The organism is Pelomonas sp. Root1237 (assembly GCF_001425055.1).
Taxonomy (GTDB): Bacteria; Pseudomonadota; Gammaproteobacteria; order Burkholderiales; family Burkholderiaceae_C; genus Pelomonas.
The window spans coordinates 538,348-556,806 of sequence record NZ_LMDK01000017.1 but is presented as its reverse complement, the minus strand read 5'-3'; the positions used below and the strand labels follow the sequence as shown (position 1 = coordinate 556,806).

Genomic DNA, 18,459 nt, shown 5'->3' with positions numbered 1-18,459 from the left:
CGCAGCGGCCTGCGGCATCAATGCGGCGTCATTGTGGGATTGGGGCTCGCAGGCAGGTCGCCGGCGCGGTGGGGTGGTCCAGCTCGAAGACCAGGCGCTTGTCGAGCTTTGCGGCCTGCACCGCCTTGCCGAAGAACTGCTGGAAGAGCTGCTCGAACGACCCGTCCTTTTGCGCGCGCCGAAGGCCCTGCTCGATGTGCTCGGCCAGCTCGGTGTTCTGCCGGGCGACAAAGAAGTAGCTGCACATCGGGTAGTGCAGCGCGAGGTGGGATTCGACGGCCAGGCCCAGGTGGCCGTAGTTGCTCAACTCGCCGTAGATCTCGCCGACGCCGCGCGGCAGGTAGCGAAAGCGCTGCGCCGCCAGCATCGTGAACAGGTTCTCGTAGCGCGCGGCGGCGACGACCGGCAGGCCGTTGCTCTGCAGGACGCCCGTGTCGACCCATTCCCTGACCAGCCCGGCTGGCAGCGCCTTGAGCTGCTCCAGCGAACGGATGCTCTCGAACTGGCCTCGGTCGTCCTCGCCGATCAGGAAGATGCGCCAGCCGAGGATGCCCTTGTCGACCGGGATCCGCACGGGCAGATAGTCGCGCTCGAGCTGGACCGTGGTCGGTGCCCAGACGACGTCGATATCCTGCCCGGCGGCCATGCTCACGAAGGCTCGCACGGCCACGCTCGGTTTCGCGGAAGGTTGCACGGCGAAGTGGCCGTCAGCCTTGCCCAAGGCCAGCTTGAGCAGGCTGGCGTAGTAGTCGCCGCGCTTGTCGCCGGCGGCGCCGGACGAGGGGTAGGTCACGACCTGCGGTGCGCCAGGCGAAGGTTCGGCCGACGCGCCGAACCCGCCAAACCCTAGCAGTGCCACGCTGGCCAGGGCTAACGCCCGGCTTGCGATGTGGATCACCGACTGCCTGCAATCACGCATTTTTCAGAGAGCCAATTAGGAATCGCGGTGAGCAGCATGGTGGCCGGCGGGCCATGACGGGAGGCGAGCTTGCCATGCGCGCGACCGTACGCCACCATCCCCCCACACGCCAGCCGTTCGGCGTGCAAGGGAGAAAAAGAATGTTCCCATGGTTTTGGCTCTGGGCGCCGCAGTTGCGCCTGCCCTTCAGCGGCGACGTGGCGCAGGACATCGAGCCGCGCCTGGACTGGTTCTTTGCCGGCATCAAACCCCAGGCCGGCAACGCGCGCATCGAGGCGCGGGCCTTCGACGTGGCGAGCTACGGCGACCAGCTGGGCGTGATCACCCAGCTGTTGATCGAGATGGCCGAGCGGCAGCCGGCCGAGGCCCAGGCCGCGTCCGCGCCACTGCAGGAGCTGCGCCGCATCCACGGCGAGATCGAGGCGATCAAGGCGCAGGAGTGTGATCGCGAGCTGGCCGAGCTGCAGGCGCGCATCCGCCTCCTCGAAAGCCGTCGTCGGCCTGCGGGCTGAGCCCGCGCGCCCAGGCCAGGCCTGGGCGCGCGGCGCGATGAACCTTTTTGTGGATCCTCCGACTACAGGTTGCAACGAGGAGGATTCATGAAGGAACTCAATGCCGGTATTTCCATGGCCCGTCTGGCGCCCCGCTTCGCCGTGTTCGCGCTATGGCTGCCGCTGGTGGGCGCAGCCGCGCCAACTACGCTCATCGATCCCCAGGATGCACCACTGATCGCCACGGATGGCACCGCGTTCGTGGTTACTCGCGGGCGCGTGCGGGTTCCGGAGTTGCGTTCAGAGCCGGAAGGTCCTGCCATTGAATTGGCGGTGGTGCGTGTACGGCGTGCCGGTGCCGACGCCGAGAAGGCCCATGTGATCCTGGCGGGCGGCCCCGGCGATTCCGGCGTCAGGCAGGTGATCGATCTGGCCAGGCATGGTGGCGCGGCGCTGGCGGAATTCATCGATGGCGACGTGGTTGGCATCGACCAGCGTGGCGTGGGCGCCTCCACCCCGAATCTGCGCGCCACGATGCGCTATGGCTTGCCACTCGACAGGCCAGCCTCGGTCGCCGCCTGGCTGCCCTTGATGGAGCAAGCAGCGCGTGCCGTCGCCGCAGAGATGCGTGGGCGCGGCATCCGCCTGGAGGCCTACAACACCGAGGAAAGCGCCGACGACGTCGATGCGGTGCGCCAGTCCTTCGGCTATGGCAAGGTGACCTTGTGGGGCCGCAGCTATGGCACCCACCTGGCGCTGGCCACTGCGCGGCGCCACCCGGGCGCGGTCGAGCGCATGGTTTTGATCAGCCCGGAAGGGCCGGATCACACATGGAAGCTGCCGTCGCAGGTGGATCGGGTGCTGCTGCGCATCGGCGAACGTGCGGGCGCGCCTGGGATGACCGGGCAACTGCACGCCGTCATCGCCGGGCTGGCGCAGTCGCCGGTGGAGGTGGCTGTGACTGATCCGGCCACCGGGCAGGAAGCCAAGGTGGTGATCGGGGCGATGGACGTGCAGTGGGCGATCGCGCAAACCCTCGGCGATCCGCGCGCGGTCGCGACACTCCCCGCCACCGTGCAGGAGATGAGTGCCGGCAACTTCCGGCGCGTGGCGCAGCTGACCCTCTTGCTGCGGCGCCAATTCGGCATCGATTCAGCCATGAAGCACATGACGGACCTGAGCTCCGGAGCGAGTGCGGCGCGCAGCGCACGGATCGAGGGCGAGGCCGGCAACGCCCTGCTCGGCGACACGATGAATTTCCCGGGGCGCTATCTGTACGCTGCATGGAACGCGCGGCAGATCGGGGACGCGTTCCGTGAGCCGGTCGCGGTTCCGGTCCCCACGCTGATGCTGGTGGGCGACCTGGATGCACGCACGCCGGTGGAAAACGCACAGGAAATCGCTGCCACGCTGCCGCAGGCGCATTTGGTCGTCGTGGAAAACGCGGCGCACCAGTTCGACGTGTTCGGGAACGCAGCCATGAGAGCGCTGTTGGGCCGCTTTGTCCGCGGCGAAACCGGCCTGGACCCGCGCATCGCCTTGCCCCTGCCACGCTTCGAAAAGGTCGGCTCGATCCGCACTGAAAGATGACAAGCCCACACCGTGAGTCATCCATGCACAACCCGCTCGCTGACGAATTGCTGGTGATCCGCTGTCAGCTCGGCGAACGGCCGGCCTTTGATGAACTGATCGCGCGTTGGCATCAGCCGTTGTGGCGTTATGCACGTCAGCTTTCAGGCAATGACGCCGCCGCCGATGACGCTGCGCAGGAAGTCTGGCTGCGCGTGTTGCGCGGGATCTCCCGTCTGCGCGAAGGCGCCAAGCTGCGGTCCTGGCTGTTCGGCATTGCACACCGGGTGCTGATGGACCGGCTGCGTGAACAATACAAACAGCCGATTTGTGTCGACACCGATATCGAGCTCGAAGAGCAGCCCGGCGACGACGGCGCGCTCGCCCTCGAATTCGAACTGGCCGCCATGCTGGAGGCGCTGGCGCGCCTGCCGCCGGTTGAGAAGGAGGTGCTGACGTTGTTCTATTTGCAGGAGCTGTCGCTCGACGAGGTTGCCCAGGTGCTGGACATCCCCATCGGCACCATCAAATCCCGGTTGCACCGGGCCCGAAAAATACTCCGGCATCAGCTTGGCATCCAAGGAGTGCAGTCGTGAATCCCGCTTCCATCTCCGCCTTGGCCAACCGCGAGCTGTCAGCCAAGGCGCGCTTCGGCCATGTTGCGCTGTTGCTGGCTGCATTGGCGATGTCGGTCGTCGTCGGCTCGCTGTGGCTGACCGAACCCGCATTGCCGCCACGGACCGTGATCGCCTTCGCCGCCATGACCGGCATCGGCCTGTGCTGGGTTGTCTATGCCGTGTGGGTGCTGGCGTCGCGCCGTGTGCTGCTGGCGTTTCAGCAAGTCGTTGCGGCTCGCATGGCAGTCGGGTTCAGCGCGGTAGCGCTGGCTGGCGCCTTGGCCCTGGGAATGGGCGAAGGCATCGCGGCGGCATGGCCAGCGGCGGCCGTGTTCGCCGTGATGCTGGTGATTGCTGTCATCACGCTGGTGCGCGCGCGCGGCAAGCACAGGCAGCTGACGCAGCGGCGCGCCGAGCTTGAACGCCAGCTTGGCTCTTGAAGGAGTGCTTTCGGCTGGCCGCGCCAAAGGCAGCCGGACAAGAAAAGGCCCTCTGCGGGTGGCAAGCCACCGAGAGGGCCAAATCCACCCAGGGGCGGTGGAGGAGACAAGCGGTATTGCGACGTTGCAATGTTGCGGCGCAGCATAACCGAATCCGGGCTGGATTTGTGTAACGGCGCTGCTCACCAAACGTGAGGCGCGCGGGCGTCAGAAGAAGGTATCGAGGAAGCTGGCGGCCGTGCCGCTGAGCCCGACGATCTTGTTCGTCGCCTGGCGGTAGAACTTGAAGGTCAGCTCGGTCTCGGGCCGGCCGTCGTCCCAGTCGGCAAAGGGCTTGAGTTCGGCCCGGCCGAGGCGGCGTTTCACGAGTGCAGTCCGCTTGACAGTGATGCTGACGCGCGGCGTCTGCCGCTCGATGCCCGGCTTTCTAGGCATGGCCTCGGCGGACGTGACCACGCCGCGTGCAACCAACCCCACGCCGCCCTCGTTCTCGCTGGCGAAGAGGTAGATCACATCGCCGGTGGCGATGCGCTTGCCGCCGTACATCGTCTTGTGCGCCGCAAAGGTCCAGGTGCCGGCCTGCGTGTCGGCGATCTCGGCCTTGATAGCGTAGTTCAGACGTTCAGGCACGCGAATCTTGTTCGTAACGGCGCTCGCCGGTTTGCGGGTTGTAGAACACCAGCATGGTCTGCCCGGATTCCGGATCGACGAAGCGCTCCTCGGTCCGCTGCCAGTCGCCACCCGGCGTCGCGTCGCGGGACCGGTAGCGCCAACGCTCCACCAGCACGGCGGCGGCAATGATGCAGCCCCAGATCGCGAAGGGCGCCGCGTCGCGATGGCCGGCCAGGCTTGCGCCCAAGCCGATCATGCCGGCCGCCAGTGCCACGATGAGCAACAGGTTGCGCAGCATGGCGTCAGGCCGGCAGCCGCTCGACCACCACGGCCGTGCCGTAGGCGACGATCTCGCTCATGGTCTGGCCCATCTCCGACGAATCGAAGCGCATCATGACCACGGCATTGCCGCCCATCAGCTGCGCGTTCTTGACCATGCGGTCGATGGCGTGGCGTCGCGCCTCCTCCAGCAACTGCGTGTACTCGGTGATCTCACCGCCGACGAGGGAACGCAGCCCCGCCATGATGTTGCCGGCCAGGCCGCGGCTGCGCACGACGACGCCAAAAACCTGGCCCTTGACCTCGACGACGCGGTGGCCGGCGAGGTTCTCGGTGGTGACGATGATCACGCGACTCTCCTTGTGATGTTGGGGTGGTGTGATCTTGGGCGCATGGGCGTTAGCAAGGCATAAGTGAAGCCGGGCATCGGTCCGCGGCATAGCCATCTCGCAGTGGAATGGGCGGATTTTCGCCACGCCGGACAATCGAGCGCGATGACGACGCCGCCGCCACCCGACCCCGATCCGATGCCCCTGCCGCCGCCAGAGCCTGACCTGGACGCCTGCTGCGGCAATGGCTGCGACCCCTGCATCTTCGATCTCTACGACCTGGCCAAGGACGAGTACCGCCAAGCCCTGAGGGCCTGGCGCGAGCGCCATCCGCAGGCCAGTTGAATCAAGGACAGCCCCATGTGCCGCAACATCCGCACCCTGTTCAATTTCGAGCCACCGGCCACCGAACTCGAGATCCGCGACGCTGCGCTGCAGTTCGTGCGCAAGCTCAGCGGCTTCAACGTGCCGTCCCAGGCCAATGCGGCGGCCTTCGACCATGCAGTGGCGGCGATTGCCGACGAGGCGCGTGCGCTGATCGCTTCGCTCGTGACGACCGCCGAGCCCAAGAACCGCGAGATCGAGGCCGAAAAGGCGCGGGTTCGTTCTCAGGCCCGCTTCGGCGGCCCGGGGGGATGATCCGCGCGCGTCGGTCCGGCGCAGCAACTCCCCGAGGAACTCCATGCCCAAGCTGATGTCGCTCGTCGTCTGCATGACCGTGCTCACCTGGCTCAGCGCCCTCATGGCCAGTCTCATCCGGGCGCGGGCCTGGACGCCCAAGGGCCTGATGCTGGCCATGGGCAACCGCGACCACATGCCCGAGGCCACGCCGCTGGCCGGCCGTGCCCAGCGCGCAGCGGCCAACACGCTGGAGAACCTGCTGTTCTTCGCAGCGCTGGCCCTGGCTGCGCAGGCGTCCGGCGCGACGGGCGAACGCGTGCTGCTCGGCGCCCAGGTGTTCCTGTGGGCCCGTGTAGCCTTTCTGGCCGTGTACCTGGCCGGCATTCCCTACCTGCGCACGGCGGTATGGACGGTCAGCATCGTGGGGCTGGGCATGATGTTGAGCGGCATGGTCTAAGGGAGCGCCGAACAAGCCCTCGCGCGCAGCGCATCCCCGCTTTGGGCGGCTTGCGGCGTTGCAAATGCTCGCCATAGCCTGAGCTATGACTGTGCTTTGCGCCTGGCAATCCATCCCAAACCAGGGCGCGCTGCATCGCACGGGCTTATCCGGCGCTCCCTGACGCACAATCGCCGCGCCCCGGCTCCCCAGACATCGCCATGCGCCTGAAGATCGCCCTGTCCTTCGTCGCCCTGCTGCTGCTCGTTGCGGCCTGGTTCGCCTTCGCCTGGCGCTGGAGCTATTCGGACGGCGAGCGTGCCGGCTGGGTGCAGAAGCTCTCACGCAAGGGCTGGGTCTGCAAGACCTGGGAGGGCGAGCAGGCGCTGGTGTCGCTGCCGGGCACGGCCAGCGTCGAGAAGTTCTACTTCACGGTGCACGATGAGGCCGCAGCCCAGGCCATCAACAAGCTCATGGGCCGGCGCGTCAACCTGCACTACGAGGAGAAGGTCGGCCTGCCGGGCTCCTGCTTCGGCGAGACGCGCTACTTCGTCACCGGCGTGACGCTGGTTGATGAAATCTCGCTGTCGCCGGGCGTTGTCGTGCCAGTCGCCCCGAACGCACCCGCATCGGCGGCCAGCCAGTAAGCGCCTCTCGACGAGCGCGTCGGCCATGTCGCCGCCGCTGACGCCAAGCCCCGTGGCCGGCACTGATGACATGACTGGACAGCGTTGTCCGGCGAAACTAGCGGGATGTCCTCGCTGTTCCAACCGCTTCTTCAATCGGTGACATCGCGCTTCGAGCGCCTCGTCGACCCCTATCCGGAAACCAGCGGCGCGGCGCCGCCGGCGCGCTTCTTCGCCTTCCTGTGGCGCTGCGCGGACGGCGTGCGGCGGCATCTGCTCGCGGTCACGCTGTTCACGGCCGGCATCGCGGCGGCCGAGGCGCTGCTGTTCAGCCTGATGGCCTCGCTGGTGGACTGGCTGGCGACCGTCAAGCCCGCCGAGCTGTGGAGCAAACCCCAGCCCGTCATCGCGATGCTGCTGGCCGTGCTCGGCGTCAGCATCGTGCTGGCCAGCGTGCAGGCGCTGCTGAAGTACCAGGGCGTGTTCGGCAACTTCCCGATGCGGCTGCGCTGGATCTTCCATCGCCGCATGCTGGCCCAGAGCCTGGCCTTCTTCGGCGACGAGTTCGCCGGCCGCATCGCCACCAAGGTCATGCAGACGGCCCTGGCCGTGCGCGACACCTGGCTCATCGTCGTCGACATCCTCGTCTACGTGGCCGTCTATTTCGGCACGCTGGTGGGCATCGTCGCCAGCTTCGACGCGCGTCTGATGGCGCCCTTCGGCGTCTGGCTGGCGCTCTACATCGTCGCGCTGCGCTACTTCGTGCCGCGCCTGGGCAAGATCGCCCAGGCCCAGGCCGACGCGCGCAGCCTGATGACCGGCCGCATCACCGACGCCTACACCAACATCGCCACCGTCAAGCTGTTTGCGCACGGCCGGCGCGAGGCCAGCTATGCCAAGTCGGCCATGCAGGACTTCATGACCACGGCCTACGGCCAGATGCGCCTGGTGACCGGCTTCGAGATCGTCAACACGCTGCTGTCGGCCCTGCTGGTTGGCAGCACGGCGCTGCTGGCGTTGTGGCTGTGGGGCGTGTCGGCCATCGGCGTCGGCGCGGTTGCCGCGGCCACGGCGATGGGCATGCGACTGAACGGTATCTCGCACTGGGTCATGTGGGAGATGGCCTCGCTGTTCGAGCACATCGGCACCGTGCAGGACGGGCTGGCCACGCTGTCCAAGCCGCAGCTGATCGCCGATGCGAGCGGCGCGGTCGCGCTGACCGTGCAGAACGACGGAACCGGGGGTGAGGTCCACTTCGAGAACCTGCGCTTCGCCTACCCGAACGGCAAGGTCGTCGTCGATGGCCTTGACCTGCGCATCAAGCCAGGCGAGAAGATCGGCCTGGTCGGCCGCAGCGGCGCGGGCAAGAGCACGTTGGTGAACCTGCTGCTGCGCCTGTACGACATCCCGGAAGGCGGCGGCCGCATCCTGATCGACGGCCAGGACATCCGCCACGTCACCCAGGACTCGCTGCGCCAGCACATCGGCATGGTCACGCAGGACACCTCGTTGCTGCACCGCTCGGTGGCCGACAACATCCTCTACGGGCGCCCGAGCGCGACACAGCCCGAGCTGGAGCGCGCGGCCGAGCGTGCGCATGCCGACGAGTTCATCGCCACGCTGTCTGACCCCAAGGGCCGCACCGGCTTCGAGGCCCATGTCGGCGAGCGCGGCGTCAAGCTCAGCGGCGGCCAGCGCCAGCGCATCGCCATTGCCCGCGTCATGCTGAAGGACGCACCCATCCTGCTGCTGGACGAAGCCACCAGCGCCCTCGACAGCGAGGTCGAAGCCGCCATCCAGCAAAGCCTCTACACGCTGATGGAAGGCAAGACGGTCGTCGCCATCGCCCACCGGCTGTCGACCATCGCCGCGCTGGACCGGCTGGTGGTGATGGATGCCGGCCGCATCGTCGAGCAGGGCAGCCACGCCGAGCTGCTGGCGCAGGGCGGCATCTACGCGCGGCTCTGGACGCACCAGAGCGGCGGGTTCCTAGGGCTCGAAGATTGACCAGCGCCCGTCGCGCCGGCGCAGCAACTGCTGGGTGATGGCCCCCTTGGCATCCGGCCCGATGCGCCGGCTGGCTTCGCGAATGGCGGCAATGCCCTCGGCCGAGTTCGCGTCGCAGAAAGCCAGCACATCGCGCGACGGGATGGCAACGACAGCGCCGTTGGGTGTCTTGTCGGCGAACAGGTGGTCCCACAGGCCGTCCAGCAGCACCAGGCAGGCCTCGTGGTCGCCGTCCAGCAGCAAGCCGTAATAGGGCGGATGGTCGACCAGCCGCAGGCCAGGCTGGCCTTTCACGAGCTTCATCAGGTTGGACAGGGCCTGGCGGTGCAACACCTCCAGGTTCATGCCCGCCGCGCGCATCTCGTCGCGGCCCACCGACACCCAATGCGAGCCGGCGTCGACGTGATAACCCACAGCGAAGACGCCGGCGCAAGCCCGCGTCGGCGGCATCATGCCGGGCTCGTTGGGGATGTCTGGCGGCAACTGGCCAGGGGCCACCCGCATCTCCAGCTCTTGCCCATCGGGCCCGACACCGTCGGCCACGCCGCGCAGCACCGGCAGGGCCTGCTGGACGGGCGCGCGCTGGGCCGCCGGCGCGGCCGGGGTGGCCGCCGCCTCAGGGCCACGCCGGCGCTCGCGCAATTCGGCCTGGCGGATGGCGGTGGCCAGCTCGGCCCGCCGCGTCTTGGAGGCCTGCCACACATACAGCGGCGCCAGCAGGCTCAGGAAGGGCATGGCGCAACTCAGGAACAGCGGGTATTTGACGAGCGGCGAGGTGCCCAGCACTGGCGCCGCGCGGCTGATGATCCAGGGGCCGAGGAGCCAGGTTCCCATCCAGCCGACCACGGCCAGGGCCGTCGTCTGTCCGAGCAGGCCGATGACGGCCGCCAGGGTCAGGCCGAACAGCCCCCAGACCGGTCGCTCCAGCGAGCGCAGCAGTTCATCCTGCAGCAGCAGCCCATCCAGTTCGTCGCTCGCGCCCATGCCCTCTCCGTCGGTGGCCGCGGAGTTTAATGAGCTCAGCGCGACGTCAGCGGCCCACCGGCCGACAGCGGTGCACCGCCGCGCAACTGCGCATCCAGGAAGGCGTGGCTGAGCCGGAAGCCGTCGCCGATGTCGGACTGGGCCGCCTCGGTCGCGCTGCCGCTGCGTGGGCCGCGCGAGCCACCGCCCTGGGGCCCGTGCATGCCGCCGCCCTCGCCGCCAGCACCGCCGCGCCCGCGGCCGCCCCCCATGCCGCCGCCGAGCGGAGCCTGGCCATGGCGCTGGTCCTGCACATGAAATCCTTCGGGCGCCATCGTGCCGGCCAGGGCGGCATGCGAGACGGCGCCGAGGTTCAGCAACCAGCCGCTGCCCGGCGCAAAGCTGTCGAAGGCCTGCCTGCGCTCGGCGGGGCGGCGCAGCAGGCCGAGCGGGTCCTGGTCGATCTCGCTGGTGATCAGCAAGGTGGCCACGCCGCCGGCCGGGGCCTGCATGGCCGGCGGGCTGATCGCAATGACGGCCTGCCAGCCGGCGTCGCCGCGTGCGTCGAGCGCGGTCTGCGCGCCGGTCTCGTAGCCGGCGAGGCTGGCATGGCCCCAGTCCAGTGCCGGCTGGGCCGCGCGCAGGGCCGGCAGCAGCCGGCGCAGCGCGTCGAGCCGGTCGGCGCGCAGGGCCTCGCCATAGTGCAGCAGGCCGAGTTCGCGGAACTCGCCGGTGCGGGCCAGCTCGGAACGCCATGCGGCTGCATCGGCCTCCAGCGGCTGCACGCCCAGCACCGTGTAGCCGGCCTGGGCCCAGGCCGCCGCCCAGCGCTGGCCGGCGTCGCTGCCCTGCCCGAGGCCGGGCAGATAGACGATGACGGGCTGGACCGCCGCAGCGCTTGCGCTGCGCGTGATGTGCACGCGACGGCCCTGCAGTTCGAAGCTGCCCAGCGACAAATTCAGTTCGCGCGTCGCCGTCTCGGCCCAGGGCTTGGGCGGCGGTGGCCCGCCGGCGCAGCCGGCGAGACCGGCGAATGCGAGGGCGCACAGGAGCAGCAAGCGGCGGGCGGGGCGTGGGAGGCTCATGAGCCGCAACGATAGCCTTGTCACGTCGCTGCTTTGTTTCTCGTCGCGCTGGTCCCCTAGACTTCCGCCCATGAGAGCAGAAAAGATCGCCTTCATCGGTGGCGGCAACATGGCCAGCGCCATCATCGGCGGCCTGCTGCGCGCCGGCATGAGCCCCGCCCAGTTCATCATCGTCGAGCCCTATGCGCCGCAGCGCGAGAAGCTCGTCGGCGAGTTCGGCGTCGCGGCGCTGGCCGCGGGCGATGCTGGCCTGGCTGACGCGCAGACCATCGTCTGGGCCGTCAAACCCCAGCTCTTCGGTGCCGCCGCCGAGCCGATCAAGGCCTGGCTCGGCGGGGCCCTGCACCTGTCGGTCATGGCCGGCATCCGCTCGGAGTCCATCGTCACGGCCACCGGCAGCGAGCGTGTCGTGCGTTCCATGCCCAACACGCCGGCGCTGATCGGCCAGGGCATCGCCGGCCTGTATGCGCGGCCGGCCGTGTCCGCCGACGAGCGCGCCACCGTCGAGCGCCTGCTCAAACCGACCGGCCAGACGCTGTGGGTCGAACGCGAGGACGATCTCGACGCCGTGACGGCCCTGTCGGGCTCGGGCCCGGCCTATTTCTTCTTCTTCGTCGAGGCCATGATGGCCGCGGCCGTCGACATGGGTCTCACCGCAGAGCAAGGCCGGCGGTTGGCGCTCGCCACCTGTGCCGGCGCGGCCGGGCTGGGCCTGGCGTCCGACGAGTCGCCGACCACGCTGCGGGAGCGTGTGACGAGCAAGGGCGGTACGACGCATGCGGCCATCACGTCGATGCAGGCGGATGCGGTCGACGCTGCCATCCGGCGTGCCGTGCTTGCCGCACAAAAGCGTGCCGCCGAACTCGGCAAAGAATTCGGCGTCTGAGTGGGTATTGCGACCAGAGACAGCCTGCGCGACTGGCTGCGGGCGCCGGGCTCGTTGAGCCGCCGCCTGGCCCGCCTGGGCGAGCGCTTCGAGGTGCAGGTGCTGCGCCAGGGCGTGGCGCCGTTCCGGGCGCTGGAGCGCGCGGCCCTGGGCCTGCCGCCGCGTGGCCTGACCGTCGTGCGCGAGGTCATCCTGCGCGTCGATGGCCAGCCCCTGGTGTGGGCGCGCTCTGCCGTGCACCAGCGCGCCACCACGGGCCCCTGGCGGGCGCTCAAGGGCCTGGGCACCAAGCCGCTGGCGCATCTGCTCTACGACGACTACCGCATCCACCGCAGCGAGCTGCAACCGCGCCGCCTCTCCCGCCACGGCCACACGCGCCGCCATGCCGAGCGGCAATGGCTGACGGCCACCGGCCAGCCGCCGTCGGCGCAGATGTTGTGGTCACGCAATTCGGTGTTCAGCCGCAGCGGCGCCCAACTGCGGGTGATGGAGCTGTTCGACCCGGGTTTGGCTGGCCAACGGCCCGGGCAGCGCGGCCGCTGACGTCCCCCGGAACAGCAAGCAGGCCAGCTTGCCACCTGCCCTGGGCGCCGACACCAGCCGCCGGACTGCGCGCTTAGCTGTCGCTGAGCTGACGGGATTGCAATGAAACTGTTTTCATGAAGTCATAAATTCGCACCGAGCCCATAAACCCCCATAAACTCAGTCCGTATCAGAGGGGCGTTAGTAGACCCGCCGCGCAATGACGCACAGGCGGGCTGAAAGACCGGGGGCAGTGATGAACACGCGTGACGTAGTGATCTTCAGCGGCGAGCATTTTGTCGTGCCGCAATGCATTCAAAGAATCGACCATTTGTCGACCCATGGCTGGCAGCTGCGTTATGGCGGCACCAAGCTGTTCTCCGACCACAGCCAGGACGGCAGCGGCGCGCGCCGTGCGCTGGCCATGGCTACCAAGGAGCTGCTCAAACGTATCGCGACGCTGCCAGCGCCATCGCGCCTGCGCCGCACGCCCAGCCGCAAGAAGCAGAGCGATCTGCCTTCGGGCATCTCCGGCCCGATCGTGCGCCAGCGCGCCGGCAGCCGTGTCCGTGATTGCAGCTTCGCGGTAACCCTGCCTCGCTTCGGCGAGACGCCGCTGGCGCGCAGCGTCTACATCGGCACCGAGAACACCTACACGATCGAGCGCTACCAGGAAGCCCTGGAGCGCGCCGTGGCCCTGCGCGAGAAAGCCGAGACCGCCTACCAGCGGGCCGCGACCAAGGAGCGCCGCGCCCAGGCCCTGACGCTCAAGGCGCAGATGAGCGGCCTGCTCGCGAAAGGTTGACCCCTCGCCCACTCTCGCCTCGCTGAACGCGGGCGAGACCGGTCGGTCCCCGGCGGGGACGTCGATGCTTGCCGGATTGACCGGCAGGCATCGCCAGACGGGCCGGCTTGGGAGCGGCCCGGCGCTCGGCCCACGACCGCGCGAGGGGCACATGAAACCTGTTTGAACCGGCGCGCGCGCCGGCGGCAGACACAATCGGCGGCCCGGCTACTCAGCCCTGCCGCCGCCCATGTCCACCGCCGTCTCCCTGTCCGACCGTGTCCTCACCTGGTTGAACGCGCTGCGGCCTGCACCGCAGGCCGTCAACGCGCGAGAGCGCCTGCGCGTCGTGCTCGGCGCCGGCCTCGGCCTGTTGCTGGCCGGCCTGCTGAGCCGCGCCGCGATGGGCTCTGGCCTGCCCTGGCTGGTCGCGCCGCTGGGCGCAAGCGCCGTGCTCGTCTTCGGGGTGCCGGCCAGCCCGCTGGCCCAGCCCTGGGCCGTCGTCGGCGGTAACACGGTGTCGGCCTTGGTCGGCATTGCCTGCATGGCGTGGCTGCCGCTGCCGGCGGCGGGCATCGCCGCGGTTGCGGTGGCCCTGGCCATCGGCTCGATGTTCCTGCTGCGCTGCCTGCATCCGCCCGGCGGCGCGGCCAGCCTGTTGATGGTGCTGACCGTCACGCACGACTGGCATTTCGCCTTCGTGCCGGTAGCACTGAACTCCCTGCTGCTGGTGCTGGCCGGCATGGCCTACAACAGTCTCACCGGCCGCCGCTATCCCCATGCCCAGCATGTGCAGCCGGCCGCCCCGGCCCCGGCGGGCGCGAGCGTCGCACCGCCGCGCTTTGGCGACGCCGAACTCAATGCCGTGCTGGCCCGCTACAACCAGGTGCTGGACGTGCCGCGCGACGACCTCGCCAACCTGCTGCACGAGGCCGAGTTGCTGAGCTATCGCAACCGCCTGGGTGGCCTGCGCTGCGCCGACATCATGTCCACGCCCGTCTTCACGGTCGAGTTCGGCACGCCGCTGGCCGAGGCCTGGGCGCTTCTGCAGCAGCACAGCATCAAGGCGCTGCCGGTCGTCGACCGGGTGCAGCGCATCGTCGGCATCGTCACGCGCGCCGACTTCATGCGTGCGGCTGAAGGCCAGCAGCGCGAGGGCCTGGCCGGCCGGTTGCAGACGCTGCTGAAGCCGTCTCCGGCGACGCATTCGGCCAAGCCCGAGGTCGTCGGCCAGATCATGAGCCGCCAGGTTCGCGTGGCCAGCGCCGAGCGGCCCATCGCGGAACTGGTGCCGCTGTTCTCGGCCACTGGCCACCACCATATTCCCATCGTCGGCGAGCAAGCCAGGCTCGTCGGCATCCTCACGCAATCCGACCTCGTGAAAGCGCTCAGCCATGGCCCATGACAACGACATCTTCCGCTGGGGCGTCATCGGCCCCGGCGGCATTGCCAACCGCTTTGCCGGCGCCTTGGCCGCAGTGCCCGGTGCCCGCCTTGCCACCGTGTTCGCACGCGACGCCGTCAAGGGCGAAGCCTATGCCCGGCAATGGCAACGCGAAGGCGAAGCGCCGGCGCATGTGACGACAGCGCTGCCAGACCTGCTGTCAGACGCCGCCATCGACGCCGTCTACATCGCCACGCCTCACTCCAACCACGGCGAATACGTCCGCGCTGCGCTGGAGGCCGGCAAGGCCGTGCTGTGCGAGAAGCCGCTGGTGACGACGCGCGCCGAAGGCCAGACCCTCATCGACCAGGCGCGCGCCAAGGGCGTCTTCCTGATGGAGGCGCTGTGGACCCGCTTCCTGCCCGCCTACGACCTCGCCGGCCGCATGCTGCGCGACGGTGCCATTGGCGAGCTTCGCGCGATGCAGTCGAGCTTTTGCTTCGCCTCCGTCTACGACCCGCTGCACCGCCAGTGGAACCCGGCCCTGGCCGGCGGCTCGCTGTGGGACATCGGCATCTACAACCTGGCCGTGACGCGCTGGGTGCTGCAGCAGATGAACGGCGGCATCTGCCCCGAGCCCGAGTCCATCGACGTGCAGGCCAAGATCGCGCCGACCGGGGTGGACGCGGCCGTCAACGTGACGCTGCACTTTCCCGGCGGCGTCACCTCGCAGTTCCGCTGCGGCTTCGACGCCGCCTCGGTCAACGCCTTCGAGGCCCTGGGGTCGAAAGCCGGCCTGCGCTTCCCGGTCGATTTCTGGCAGGCCGAGGCGGTCGAGCTCGTCACGCGCAAGGCACCGGCTGAGCGTGTCGCGACGCCGTTCGTCATCAACGGCTTCGAGGGCGAGATCGCCGAGGCGCAAGCCTGCATCCGTCAGGGCCTGGTCGAGAGCCCGCGCATGCCGCATGCGGAGACCCTGGGCTTGCTGGGCTGGATGGATGCCATCCGCGCCCGCTTCCCTGGCGGCGTCAACAAGGCTTGAAGCCCTCAGCGGTGGCCGGCGACAACGACATCTTCCGCTGGGCCGTGATCGGCCCCGGCGGCATCGCCAACCACTTTGCCGCTGCCTTGGCCGCCGTACCCGGCGCTCGCCTCGCCGCCGTGTTCGCGCGCGACGCGGCCAAGGGCCAGGCCTATGCCGCGCAATGGCGGCGCGAAGGCGAGGCGCCGGCGCGCGTGACAACGGCGCTGCCCGAGCTGCTGGCCGACGCGTCCATCGACGCCGTCTACATCGCCACACCCCATTCCCACCATGGCGAATGCATCCGTGCGGCGCTGGAAGCCGGCAAGGCCGTGCTGTGCGAGAAGCCGCTGGTGACGACGCGCGCCGAGGGCCAGGCCCTGGTGGAGCTCGCGCGCAGGCAGGGCGTCTTCCTGATGGAGGCGCTGCGTACGCGTTTCCTGCCGGCCTATGACGTTGCCGGCCGCTGGCTGCGCGAGGGTGCCATCGGCGAGCTGCGCGCCATGCAATCGAGCTTCTGCTTCGCGGCCGACTACGACCCCCAGCACCGGCTGTGGAACCCGGCACTGGCCGGCGGCGCGCTGTGGGACATCGGCATCTACAACCTCGCCGTGACGCGTTGGGTGCTGCAGCAGATGAATGGCGGTATCTGCCCCGAGCCTGTCGCCATGGACGTGCAGGCCAAGATGGCGCCCACCGGCGTGGACGCGGCCGTCAACGTGACCCTGCACTTCCCCGGCGGTGTCACGTCGCAGTTCCGATGTGGCTTTGACGCCGCCTCGGCGAATGCCTTCGAGGTGCTGGGCAGCCGGGCGGCGCTGCGCTTTCCGCAGGGTTTCTCGTCCGCCGAAGTCGTCGAACTCTACGCGCATCGGTCGCGGCCTAAGCGCGTCGAAGCCCCCTTCGTCCTCAACGGCTTCGAGGGTGAGATTGCTGAGGCGCAGGCCTGCATCCGCCAAGGCCTGGTTGAGAGCGCGCGCATGCCCCACGCCGAGACGCTGGCGCTGTTGGGCTGGATGGATGCGATCAGAGCCCGCTTCCCGCAGGCGGCCTAAGGCCTCACCTCCAAGGTCAACGCAAGGTCAGGTCCACCGCGGTGCCGGCAAAGACCGCGAAGCCCAGCCAGTGGTTGGACCGGAAGGCTGTGAAGCAGCCCGCGCGGCTGCGTCGGTGGATCAGCTTGTAATGCCACAGCGCCTGGGCTGCGGCCACTGCGATGCCCAGCAGGAACCAGCGCCCGAGGCCCAGGCGCAGGCCCAGGCCCGCCCACATGGCCAGGTAGGCGGCGTAGAAGATCATGATGCCGGGCACGTCCCAACGGCCCAGCGCGATGGCCGATGAGCGCAGGCCGATCTTCAGGTCGTCGTCGCGATCCACCATCGCGTATTCGGTGTCATAGGCCAGCACCCAGAACAGGTTGGCCACGAGCAGGGCCCAGGCCGACAGCGGCACCGCGCGCAGGTTCCACTCCATGCCGCCCAGGGCCGCGGCAAAGGCCATCGGGATGCCGAAGGAGAAGGCCACGCCCAGCACCGCCTGCGGCATGGCCAGCACACGCTTGGCGAACGGGTAGGCGATGGCCACGGCCAGGGCCGCGAAGCTCAGCAGGATCGTGGGCGGGTTGGTCGTCAGCACCAGGCCGAAGGACACCAGGGACAGCACCGCGCCGAGGATCAAGGCCTCCTTCACTGACACGGCGCCCGTCGTCACCGGCCGCGCGGCGGTGCGCTGCACATGGCGGTCGAAATCGCGGTCGGCCACGTCGTTGACGCAGCAGCCCGCCGAGCGCATCAACACCGTGCCGAGGGTGAAGACGGCCAGCAGATGCCAGCCCGGCCAGCCATCCGCCGCGATCCACAGCGCCGACAGCGTCGGCCACAGCAGCAGCAGCCAGCCGGCGGGGCGGTCCCAGCGGATCAGCTGCAGATAGAGCGCGAGCCGCGACGGCTGCGAGGGACCTGGGGCGGCGGGGGCGGTGGTCGACATGGGGGCATTTTCACGCCGCGCGGGGGCGCTGGTTTGCTGCATAGTCGTCGGATTGCATTGGGAGGTTTCTGCGATGAGCCTTGCCACCCGCGACCTCGTGCTGCTGCACTGGCAGCTCGCCAATGCCCAGGACTGGGCGGGCCTGGGCCGTTTGCTGCATCCCGAAATGACCTACGAGGCGCCGCAGAGCCGCGAGCGCATCCGCAGCCCGCCGGGCTATGTGGACTTCTTCGCGACCTGGCCCCAGCCCTGGCGGGTCGAGGTGCTGCGTTGCATTGCCGACCACGGCAGCGCGATGACGCAGATCAGCTTCATCAGCAGCGCGCCGCCGATGATGGGCCTGACCCTCTTCGACCTGAAGGACGGCCTCATCCTGCGCGTGACCGACTATTGGCCCGACCCCTATGAACCGGGGCCGCGGGCGTCCAAGCATGTGGAACGGTACTAGGGCACCATGCAAATCTCGGCTCGGCTCAGGAATACGACAACGTCGCATGCGGTCCAGGTGAACACGGCGGGTCAGGCCAAGCCCCTGGCCACAGAGGGTCGTGCGGGCGGTGGCTCAGCCGTCAACGGTGGTGAGTTCCTGATGCTGGCTCTCGCCAGCTGCTATTGCAACGACCTCTACCGCGAAGCCGTGCGGCTGCAGATCGAGCTGACCGAGGTGGAGGTCGAAGCGAGCGCCGAGTTCGACGGCATTGGCCTCGCCGCGCGCGACATCCAGTACCGCGCCCGCCTCGTCTCGCCGGCTTCGCCCGAGCAGATCGAGCAGCTGCTGGCCGAGACGGATGCCGTGGCCGAGGTGCACAACACGCTGCGAGCCAGTTCCATGGTCCGCCGCCTGCCCTGGCCCGACGAAACTTGAAAGCTGCACCAAGTGCG

General features: G+C 68.9%; 24 protein-coding genes. 17 read left to right on the top strand and 7 right to left on the bottom strand.

What is annotated here, in order from left to right:
* Positions 1 to 28: 28 nt before the first annotated feature.
* Positions 29 to 898: a transporter substrate-binding domain-containing protein gene (locus ASC91_RS20535; protein ID WP_056201072.1), complete on the bottom strand. Its 870-nt coding sequence runs from the start codon at positions 896 to 898 to the stop codon at positions 29 to 31.
* A 161-nt stretch (positions 899 to 1,059) separates the two neighbouring features.
* Here ASC91_RS20535 and ASC91_RS30050 point away from each other — a divergent pair, with 161 nt between their 5' ends.
* The 4 genes from ASC91_RS30050 to ASC91_RS20515 all read left to right on the top strand — a co-directional run bounded on the left by ASC91_RS30050 (position 1,060) and on the right by ASC91_RS20515 (position 4,036).
* A complete protein-coding gene (locus ASC91_RS30050; RefSeq protein ID WP_056201071.1) occupies positions 1,060 to 1,431 on the top strand; it encodes a hypothetical protein in 372 nt (123 codons plus the stop codon).
* A gap of 87 nt (positions 1,432 to 1,518) precedes the next feature.
* A complete protein-coding gene (locus ASC91_RS20525) occupies positions 1,519 to 3,000 on the top strand; it encodes an alpha/beta hydrolase (RefSeq protein ID WP_056201069.1) in 1,482 nt (493 codons plus the stop codon).
* Between the two features lie 23 nt (positions 3,001 to 3,023).
* Positions 3,024 to 3,575, top strand: coding sequence for an RNA polymerase sigma factor (locus ASC91_RS20520; RefSeq protein ID WP_056201067.1), 552 nt, complete (start codon positions 3,024 to 3,026; stop codon positions 3,573 to 3,575).
* The gene (locus ASC91_RS20515; RefSeq protein ID WP_157281880.1) at positions 3,572 to 4,036 is read left to right on the top strand and encodes a hypothetical protein; all 465 of its coding nucleotides are present in this window, start codon (positions 3,572 to 3,574) and stop codon (positions 4,034 to 4,036) included. Before ASC91_RS20520 ends, ASC91_RS20515 begins: the two co-directional genes overlap by 4 nt.
* Positions 4,037 to 4,243: 207 nt before the next feature.
* On the opposite strand, the gene ASC91_RS20510 is transcribed toward ASC91_RS20515, so the two are convergent.
* From ASC91_RS20510 to ASC91_RS20500, 3 genes are read right to left on the bottom strand one after another with little or no spacing between them, the layout of a single operon-like run.
* Positions 4,244 to 4,654, bottom strand: coding sequence for a hypothetical protein (locus tag ASC91_RS20510; protein ID WP_056201362.1), 411 nt, complete (start codon positions 4,652 to 4,654; stop codon positions 4,244 to 4,246).
* A gap of 4 nt (positions 4,655 to 4,658) precedes the next feature.
* Complete coding sequence (locus tag ASC91_RS20505) at positions 4,659 to 4,946, bottom strand: hypothetical protein (protein ID WP_056201062.1); 288 nt, start codon at positions 4,944 to 4,946, stop codon at positions 4,659 to 4,661.
* Positions 4,947 to 4,950: 4 nt separating this feature from the next.
* Complete coding sequence (locus tag ASC91_RS20500; RefSeq protein ID WP_056201061.1) at positions 4,951 to 5,277, bottom strand: YbjQ family protein; 327 nt, start codon at positions 5,275 to 5,277, stop codon at positions 4,951 to 4,953.
* Positions 5,278 to 5,421: 144 nt separating this feature from the next.
* Between ASC91_RS20500 and ASC91_RS20495 the strand changes: the two genes are divergently transcribed.
* From ASC91_RS20495 to ASC91_RS20475, 5 genes are all read left to right on the top strand, one after another.
* The gene (locus ASC91_RS20495; protein ID WP_056201058.1) at positions 5,422 to 5,601 is read left to right on the top strand and encodes an oxidoreductase-like domain-containing protein; all 180 of its coding nucleotides are present in this window, start codon (positions 5,422 to 5,424) and stop codon (positions 5,599 to 5,601) included.
* A gap of 15 nt (positions 5,602 to 5,616) precedes the next feature.
* A complete protein-coding gene (locus tag ASC91_RS20490; protein WP_056201055.1) occupies positions 5,617 to 5,895 on the top strand; it encodes a DUF2277 domain-containing protein in 279 nt (92 codons plus the stop codon).
* A 43-nt stretch (positions 5,896 to 5,938) separates the two neighbouring features.
* Positions 5,939 to 6,334: an MAPEG family protein gene (locus ASC91_RS20485; RefSeq protein WP_056201053.1), complete on the top strand. Its 396-nt coding sequence runs from the start codon at positions 5,939 to 5,941 to the stop codon at positions 6,332 to 6,334.
* A gap of 200 nt (positions 6,335 to 6,534) precedes the next feature.
* Positions 6,535 to 6,960, top strand: a complete 426-nt coding sequence (locus ASC91_RS20480; protein ID WP_056201050.1) for a hypothetical protein — start codon at positions 6,535 to 6,537, stop codon at positions 6,958 to 6,960.
* Positions 6,961 to 7,098: 138 nt separating this feature from the next.
* The gene (locus tag ASC91_RS20475) at positions 7,099 to 8,946 is read left to right on the top strand and encodes an ABC transporter ATP-binding protein (protein ID WP_056201359.1); all 1,848 of its coding nucleotides are present in this window, start codon (positions 7,099 to 7,101) and stop codon (positions 8,944 to 8,946) included.
* On the opposite strand, the gene ASC91_RS29635 is transcribed toward ASC91_RS20475, so the two are convergent.
* Together ASC91_RS29635 and ASC91_RS20465 are read right to left on the bottom strand one after the other, a co-directional pair.
* Positions 8,929 to 9,930, bottom strand: coding sequence for a hypothetical protein (locus tag ASC91_RS29635; protein ID WP_056201049.1), 1,002 nt, complete (start codon positions 9,928 to 9,930; stop codon positions 8,929 to 8,931). The two genes, ASC91_RS20475 and ASC91_RS29635, sit on opposite strands and share 18 nt — an antisense overlap.
* A gap of 35 nt (positions 9,931 to 9,965) precedes the next feature.
* A complete protein-coding gene (locus ASC91_RS20465; protein WP_157281876.1) occupies positions 9,966 to 10,994 on the bottom strand; it encodes a hypothetical protein in 1,029 nt (342 codons plus the stop codon).
* 70 nt (positions 10,995 to 11,064) lie between these two features.
* Here ASC91_RS20465 and proC point away from each other — a divergent pair, with 70 nt between their 5' ends.
* The 6 genes from proC (at position 11,065) to ASC91_RS20435 (ending at position 16,646) form a co-directional block, all read left to right on the top strand.
* Entirely contained in the window at positions 11,065 to 11,880 is an 816-nt protein-coding gene (gene proC, locus ASC91_RS20460) for a pyrroline-5-carboxylate reductase (RefSeq protein ID WP_056201043.1), read from the top strand.
* The gene (locus ASC91_RS20455) at positions 11,881 to 12,423 is read left to right on the top strand and encodes a chorismate lyase (protein ID WP_056201042.1); all 543 of its coding nucleotides are present in this window, start codon (positions 11,881 to 11,883) and stop codon (positions 12,421 to 12,423) included.
* Positions 12,424 to 12,658: 235 nt separating this feature from the next.
* Complete coding sequence (locus ASC91_RS20450; RefSeq protein WP_056201038.1) at positions 12,659 to 13,207, top strand: hypothetical protein; 549 nt, start codon at positions 12,659 to 12,661, stop codon at positions 13,205 to 13,207.
* 229 nt (positions 13,208 to 13,436) lie between these two features.
* Positions 13,437 to 14,591 (top strand): HPP family protein, encoded by a 1,155-nt coding sequence (locus ASC91_RS20445; protein ID WP_056201035.1) that lies wholly within the window; start codon positions 13,437 to 13,439, stop codon positions 14,589 to 14,591.
* On the top strand, positions 14,581 to 15,612 hold the full coding sequence (locus tag ASC91_RS20440; protein WP_056201034.1) for a Gfo/Idh/MocA family protein: 1,032 nt from the start codon (positions 14,581 to 14,583) through the stop codon (positions 15,610 to 15,612). The genes ASC91_RS20445 and ASC91_RS20440 overlap by 11 nt, the downstream gene beginning before the upstream one ends.
* Positions 15,609 to 16,646, top strand: a complete 1,038-nt coding sequence (locus tag ASC91_RS20435; RefSeq protein WP_162247829.1) for a Gfo/Idh/MocA family protein — start codon at positions 15,609 to 15,611, stop codon at positions 16,644 to 16,646. Before ASC91_RS20440 ends, ASC91_RS20435 begins: the two co-directional genes overlap by 4 nt.
* Positions 16,647 to 16,662: 16 nt before the next feature.
* Here the strand turns inward: ASC91_RS20435 and ubiA are convergent, their stop codons facing one another.
* The gene (gene ubiA / locus ASC91_RS20430; protein ID WP_056201027.1) at positions 16,663 to 17,577 is read right to left on the bottom strand and encodes a 4-hydroxybenzoate octaprenyltransferase; all 915 of its coding nucleotides are present in this window, start codon (positions 17,575 to 17,577) and stop codon (positions 16,663 to 16,665) included.
* A gap of 73 nt (positions 17,578 to 17,650) precedes the next feature.
* Between ubiA and ASC91_RS20425 the strand changes: the two genes are divergently transcribed.
* Positions 17,651 to 18,025 (top strand): nuclear transport factor 2 family protein, encoded by a 375-nt coding sequence (locus tag ASC91_RS20425; protein ID WP_056201024.1) that lies wholly within the window; start codon positions 17,651 to 17,653, stop codon positions 18,023 to 18,025.
* 6 nt (positions 18,026 to 18,031) lie between these two features.
* Positions 18,032 to 18,442 (top strand): OsmC family protein, encoded by a 411-nt coding sequence (locus ASC91_RS20420; RefSeq protein WP_056201021.1) that lies wholly within the window; start codon positions 18,032 to 18,034, stop codon positions 18,440 to 18,442.
* The last annotated feature ends 17 nt before the right edge of the window (positions 18,443 to 18,459 follow it).